Annotated in this window: 7 protein-coding genes and 1 tRNA gene; 5 read left to right on the top strand and 3 right to left on the bottom strand. The window is 56.5% G+C overall.

Annotated features, from left to right (window positions below; translation table 11 throughout):
* Positions 1-170: 170 nt before the first annotated feature.
* Positions 171-560 (bottom strand): DUF61 family protein, encoded by a 390-nt coding sequence (locus V5D86_RS09225; protein WP_414596393.1) that lies wholly within the window; start codon positions 558-560, stop codon positions 171-173.
* Positions 561-655: 95 nt separating this feature from the next.
* On the opposite strand from V5D86_RS09225, the gene nifB reads away from it, so the two are divergent.
* The gene (gene nifB / locus V5D86_RS09220; protein ID WP_414596392.1) at positions 656-1,927 is read left to right on the top strand and encodes a nitrogenase cofactor biosynthesis protein NifB; all 1,272 of its coding nucleotides are present in this window, start codon (positions 656-658) and stop codon (positions 1,925-1,927) included.
* Here nifB and V5D86_RS09215 read toward each other — a convergent pair.
* Complete coding sequence (locus V5D86_RS09215; RefSeq protein ID WP_414596391.1) at positions 1,921-2,493, bottom strand: TetR/AcrR family transcriptional regulator; 573 nt, start codon at positions 2,491-2,493, stop codon at positions 1,921-1,923. The two genes, nifB and V5D86_RS09215, sit on opposite strands and share 7 nt — an antisense overlap.
* Positions 2,494-2,630: 137 nt before the next feature.
* On the opposite strand from V5D86_RS09215, the gene V5D86_RS09210 reads away from it, so the two are divergent.
* Genes V5D86_RS09210 through V5D86_RS09200 form a run of 3 tightly spaced genes read left to right on the top strand, consistent with a single transcriptional unit; the run spans position 2,631 to position 5,284 of the window.
* Positions 2,631-4,409 carry an alanine--tRNA ligase gene (locus V5D86_RS09210; protein ID WP_414596390.1) on the top strand — a complete coding sequence of 593 codons (1,779 nt, stop codon included), beginning with the start codon at positions 2,631-2,633 and terminating at the stop codon, positions 4,407-4,409.
* 38 nt (positions 4,410-4,447) lie between these two features.
* Positions 4,448-4,918 carry an ATP-binding protein gene (locus V5D86_RS09205; protein ID WP_414596389.1) on the top strand — a complete coding sequence of 157 codons (471 nt, stop codon included), beginning with the start codon at positions 4,448-4,450 and terminating at the stop codon, positions 4,916-4,918.
* 18 nt (positions 4,919-4,936) lie between these two features.
* Entirely contained in the window at positions 4,937-5,284 is a 348-nt protein-coding gene (locus V5D86_RS09200) for an STAS domain-containing protein (RefSeq protein WP_414596388.1), read from the top strand.
* A gap of 64 nt (positions 5,285-5,348) precedes the next feature.
* Here V5D86_RS09200 and V5D86_RS09195 read toward each other — a convergent pair.
* A tRNA-Ala gene (locus V5D86_RS09195) sits at positions 5,349-5,422 on the bottom strand.
* Between the two features lie 216 nt (positions 5,423-5,638).
* On the opposite strand from V5D86_RS09195, the gene V5D86_RS09190 reads away from it, so the two are divergent.
* Positions 5,639-6,433, top strand: coding sequence for a 2-amino-3,7-dideoxy-D-threo-hept-6-ulosonate synthase (locus V5D86_RS09190; protein ID WP_414596387.1), 795 nt, complete (start codon positions 5,639-5,641; stop codon positions 6,431-6,433).
* Positions 6,434-6,435 lie beyond the last annotated feature (2 nt).

Below are 6,435 nucleotides of genomic sequence, written 5' to 3'. Positions count from 1 at the left end.
CTCGGCAGGCGTGGAAACGGCGTAGACGAGGGAAGTATATAAGACTTCCGACGAGCCCCACCGAATCCATTCAGATTCGTTGTCTCAGCCTCGCTCAAAGATGAGCGGGCCACCCGATGCCATGCATCGTATAATCCCCTCCATATCCCGCTTGTATTTATAGATTGTTATTAACAAGGTGTAAACACGATGATATAACAGTCTGGAATCAACATTTTCAGTTGTTTTAGGTCCGGATGGTACAATCTGAGATACCCTTCGCGATGGATCTTCTTGTCCAGAAGCTTCGCCACGATGGCAGATTCCGCCACGCCCTCCACCTTCCATGCAGGAGTCTCGCATGAAACGTCGGTCCCGACGTATATCGGAAGCTTCAGCCGCAACCGGTCCCCGTCATCACAGGCATCCCAAATCCTTTGCAACTGTTCCATAGGCACCTCGATCACAGAACCGTCGCGCATCCGATAGCTGCAATCCCCGTCCATCATGTCCGAGAGAGTACGCTTCCCCGCAGCCATGTTCGCGTTGAGATCCTTCATTATGGAATCGAAGAAATCCATGCCGCGGACACTGCCTATTCACTATATAGCAAATTACGTGCGCGAGACGCTGCAGGATGTGCGCATTAACAACGTTAATAAATTTGTCACTCCCGATGTATAGTATATATGACATGACCGAAAATTTGGGAACCTGCATGTCTCTCGACCCAAGGATTATAGATGCATTAGACTCGCACCCGTGCTATAGCGAGAAAGCACACCACCAGTTCGCGAGAATGCATCTTCCGGTGGCACCCAGATGCAACATCCAGTGCAACTTCTGCAACAGGAAATTCGACTGCTGCAACGAATCCCGCCCAGGGGTCACCAGCGAGGTCCTCGATCCGCTGGGGGCCATCGAGAAGATACGCTACGTCAAGGAGAGGGTACCGAACCTCAGCGTGATCGGCATAGCCGGACCGGGGGACCCTCTGGCCAACGAGGAGACGTTCGAGGTCCTGGAGATGGCATCGTCCGAGTTCCCGGAGCTCACACTCTGCATATCCACGAACGGTCTGACCCTCCCCGACTGCGCCGAAAGGTTGCAGGCCCTCGGAGTGAGATTCGTCACCGTCACCATGAATGCCCTGGATGCAGAGGTCGGGTCCCAGATCTACGATTCCGTGATCTTCGAGGGACAGCGGCATTCGGGAGAGGAAGGGGCCTCGATCCTCATCCACCGTCAAGAGGCGGGGATCAAGAAGTGCGCAGAGCTGGGGATGGCGGTCAAGGTGAACATAGTCATGATCCCCGGCGTCAACGACGCCCAAATCCCGGAACTCGTACGCAAGGTGAAGGGACTCGGGGCATACATCGTCAACATCCTGCCACTGATACCGGTGGAAGGGACGAAATTCGCCAATCTGAAGTCACCGACGCCCAAGGAGCGCAGGGAACTGATGGACCTCTGCGAACTGGATGCCAAGATGATGCGCCACTGTCGTCAGTGCAGGGCGGATGCCATCGGACTGCTAAGCGAGGACAGGTCCCCGGAATTCGTCCATATCGGAGGCTGCGGTTCCGGATGCGGCCCCGTGATCCCATCCGAGACGAAGTTGGAGGAGAGTCTAGTGGCGGTCGCCATAGGGAAGGACGGCAAGATAGGGGGGTTCGGCAATTCAGGGTCCTTCAGGATATTCGCGACCGATGGCGGCACGTGCAGATTCCTGAACGAATCCAGTGTCGACCTCACTGCATCCGTGTGCGGTGACGACCATCGTGCACACATAAACAGGATTCTGAAGTCCATACGCGGCTGCGGTACGGTCATCGTGAAGGAGATCGGAGAGATGCCGATGACCGAACTCGCTAAAAGGGGGATAAGGGTCGTGAAGACGGACGGCGACATCAACGATGCCGTCCGTCGCACCCGCGATGTTTACTGATATCCTCTCTTCAGCAGATTGGGTGATGTGTGACCATAGGTCAACAGGGTGACGAGCCTTTTACGGAGGTCCTCCTCCGTCCCATGAACCCCATCATCCAACCATACGACGAGCCAGCCTGCGACCCCTGCGACTTGGTACATCGCACCGAACGCCCTCTCGTCACTCATGCCGGCATCCTTGACCATCTTCTTCCCCGCATCGATTATGCGGGGGGTAAGACCGCACATGTTGAAGACACTCAGGACCTCGCGGTACTTCCAGGCGACGTTCGCTATTATGGATGAGAACTCCTCGACACGCTGCTCGGGAGGGCCGACCGTGGGGAGCCCCCTGTTCAGGACCTCCTCGATCATCCTGCTATACTGATAGATGACCACATCGTCTATGGACTGGAAGCATCTGTAGAAAGTCGAACGGCTGACACCAGATGCGTTGACCAGATCTACGACCGTCACCCTGCCGTATTCCTTTGTGCCCAGCACATAAGCCAGTGCGCGTGATATCCTGTCACGGGCCTCGCTCTTGACAAGCGGGACTTCCTGACCTGGAAACCATTCAGCCATGGTCTGAATGAAAAAACTTAGGGTATAAAATAATACAGATACTACTTTTGTACCCATTTCGCTGGCTATTTTTAAAGGCGGGAACCAATCTGTTTTTAAGGGAATCAACATAACGCAGCTCAATCGGGTGTACTATCATGGACGCTCAGAAAATGAGAGAGACTTACATCGACTTCTTCAAGGAGCGCGGACATGCTCAGATCAGCTCCGCACCCCTTGTGCCGGAGAACGATCCAACCGTTCTCTTCACGACCGCGGGGATGCATCCGCTCGTCCCCTATCTGCTGGGTGAAAGGCATCCTGCCGGAAAGAGACTCACGGACTTCCAGAAGTGCGTCAGGACGGGAGACATCGACGAGGTCGGAGATGCTAGCCACCTGACATTCTTCGAGATGCTCGGAAACTGGTCCCTCGGGGACTACTTCAAGCAGGAATCCGTGGAATGGAGCTATGACCTCCTGACGAAGGTACTCGGCATCGACCAGGACCATCTCGCGGTGACGTGCTTCAAGGGAGAGGAGGGGATCCCGCGTGACGATGAGACGGCAGGACTCTGGAGAAGCCATGGCATGAGGGACGACCAGATATTCTTCTACGGGAGGGAGGACAACTGGTGGGGGCCTGCGGGCCAGACAGGTCCCTGCGGACCTGACACGGAGATATTCTACGATGACGGTCGTCCCAAGTGCGGACCGGACTGCGGCCCCTCCTGCCACTGCGGCAAGTACACCGAGATCTGGAACAACGTCTTCATGGAGTACAACAAGCAGGCTGACGGGACTTTCATACCTCTGGCACAGAAGAATGTGGACACGGGGATGGGCCTCGAGAGGATCCTCCGTGTCCTCAACGGAGTGGAGACCGTGTATGACACGCCCCTGTTCTCCGGGATCATCAGAAGGATCGAGGACCTCTCCGGTAAGGAATATGGCAAGGACCCGGAGGATGTCAGGTCGTTCAGGGTCGTCGCCGACCATCTGAGGGCCGCCACGTTCATGCTCGGGGACGGGGTCGTTCCGGCCAAGGTCGGACAGGGATACATCCTGAGGAGGCTCATCAGGAGAGCCAGCAGATATCTCTCCAAGCTCGGGGTCGAGGACGTGTGCATGAAGTCCATCTCCGAGGTGGTCATCAGCGAGTACTCCAAGGCGTATCCGGAGCTGGAGAGGAACAGGGAGTTCATCCTCACCAACCTGTCCGCCGAGGAGGAGAAGTTCCACAAGACATTGACCAAGGGGCTCAGGAGGTTCAACGAGATGATCGCGGAGTCCGGGGACACGGAGGTACTGGACGGGGCAGCGGTCTTCCGTCTGTACGACACGTTCGGATTCCCCGTGGAACTCACCCGCGAACTCGCATCCGAGCAGGGCAAGAAGGTCGATGAGGATGACTTCAACAACCGTTTCAAGGCCCATCAGGAGAACTCCAGGGCCGGTGCGGACCAGCAGTTCAAGGGCGGACTCGCGGACCATGCGGTCGAGACCACCAAGCTGCACACGGCCACCCATCTGCTCAATGCGGCCCTGAGGAAGTTCGTCAGTCCCGACATACAGCAGAAAGGCTCCAACATCACTGCCGAGAGGCTCAGGTTCGACTTCAACCTCGACAGGAAGGTCACCCCTGAGGAACTGGCCGAGATCGAGAGGTACGTCAACGAGGCCATACAGGCCGGGATACCGGTCGTATGCGAGGAGATGACCTATCAGGAAGCCAAGGACAGGGGGGCGATCGGGGTCTTCACCGACAAGTACGGCGAGAAGGTCAAAGTCTACACGATAGGGGACGTGTCCTGCGAGATCTGCGGGGGCCCGCACGTGAAGAACACATCGGAGCTCCAGGGCTTCAAGATCAAGAAGGAAGAGAGCTCGGCCGCAGGCGTACGCAGGATAAAGGCCGTTGTGGGCAGATTCGACTGAAATGGGATTAAATTCCAGCAGTACATAGGACTGATCCGATGACCATCATAGGGGATGCCACTGATCTTTCGGGAAGTCAGACCCTCGCCCAATTGGGCGATGCGGACTCCCCCGACGTTCTGGAGGTGCTGATGAAGGCCAACCACCCGCAGGAGGCCCTGGAGGCCCTGTGTGCCTTTGCCGAGTCCAAGACGAAGGATGAGGACACCCTCTACACCTTCAGACTGGTGTGCGACGAATTCCTGGTGAACATAGCATCATATGCGTACGGAGAGGGCAACGGACCCGTATATGCGGCCGTTGACGCACGCGACGGCCTGAAGGTGTTCCTGATGGACAAGGGGATCAAGTTCAACCCCTTGGAGGATGCCAAGAGCCCCGATGTCGACGCACCGCTGGACGAGCGCGAGATCGGAGGGTGCGGCATAATGCTGTCCAGATCCTTCGCCAAAAAACTGGAATATCGCCGTGAAGGGCTGTGGAACATAACGATCGCCGAGATCGCATAAGTAATGGAGCGACAAGGTATGGAAATCACCACTAATGTCAACGGCACCGACCTCGTGGTCAGTGCGAAAGGGAAGCTGGACTCCATAGGGGCCCCGGAATTCTCCCAGATCGTGGAACCGTGCGCGGAGGGCATGACCTCCGTGACCCTCGACTTCGAGGAGGTGTCCTATGTGTCCAGCGCGGGACTCAGGGCGGTCCTCAAACTGAAGATGTGCGCCAAGGGCGCGGACGTATGCATCATCAATGCCAAGGGCATGACGAAGGAACTGTTCAAGACGGCTGGCTTCGGCAGCCTCCTCAGACGATCTCCGGGCATAGGTCCGAAACCATTTCCCATCCCCCATTTTTACATTCAGGGCACGTAGGTCATATGTAACGACGTCTGCACGACGACAAAGACCGTCACATGACAAAATGACAAAAGATGAGTGGACAGTGCGAGATTCGAACTCGCGACCTCCTGCTTGCAAAGCAGGCGATCTAACCAACTGATCTAACTGCCCAGTTAAGACCTCGTAATCAAGACCCCATTATAAGCTTTGCCATTGCGTCCCGACTCTTCGACGACAGGGCATCAGCAGCCGAGATGTCCATTTCCGATGACTTAAAGAAAACATCCACATTCGTTCGGACAATCGCGTGTATGCGCATAATGCGCACATGCGAACCCAAGAATAAAATAGGGTCGCATGTTAGCACGTAGCACGGTGAAGAACATGATGTTCGGAAAAAGCGTCAGGCTTGAGAGGATTATGGACAGGAACACGGGGAACTGCGTCATAGTTCCCATGGATCACGGGATCTCGATCGGACCTGTCCCCGGCCTGATCGATATGAAGAAAACGGTCGATGATGTCGCCAACGGTGGTGCCACCGCTGTCCTGATGCACAAGGGGCTCATCCGCTACAGCCACAGGAGCAGCGGGAATGACATCGGACTGATCATGCACCTGTCCGCCTCCACGGACATCGGGGTCAGCAGCAACAGCAAGGTCCTCGTAACATCCGTCGAGGAGGCCATAAAGAGCGGAGCGGACGCGGTCTCCGTCCACCTTAACGTCGGTGCGGAGACGGAGGGCGAGATGCTGTCCGACATCGGACGCGTCTCGAAGGAGTGCGCCGAGTGGGGGATGCCGTTCCTGGTCATGGCATACGCCCGCGGACCCAAGATCCAGAACTCGTACGACCCCCAGGCCGTCGCCCATGCGGCGCGTGTCGCCACCGAGCTCGGTGCGGACATCGTCAAATGCAGCTACACCGGCGACATAGACTCCTTCCGCGACGTGGTCAAGGGTGCCCTCGCACCAGTCGTCATCGCAGGAGGACCGAAGATGAAGTCCGACTCGGACATCCTTCACATGGTCTACGACTCCATACAGGCAGGAGGCCACGGGGTCTCCATAGGAAGGAACGTGTTCCAGCACAACAACATCGAGAAGATGACCAGAGCGATCTCCGACATCGTCCTTGAAGGGTACACGGTCGAGGAGTCGATGAAGAAGAACCTGAGCTGATA

The organism is Candidatus Methanoprimaticola sp. MG2 (assembly GCF_047501175.1).
In the GTDB taxonomy this organism is placed as follows: Archaea; Thermoplasmatota; Thermoplasmata; order Methanomassiliicoccales; family Methanomethylophilaceae; genus Methanoprimaticola.
This window is presented reverse-complemented; position numbering and strand designations above follow the sequence as displayed.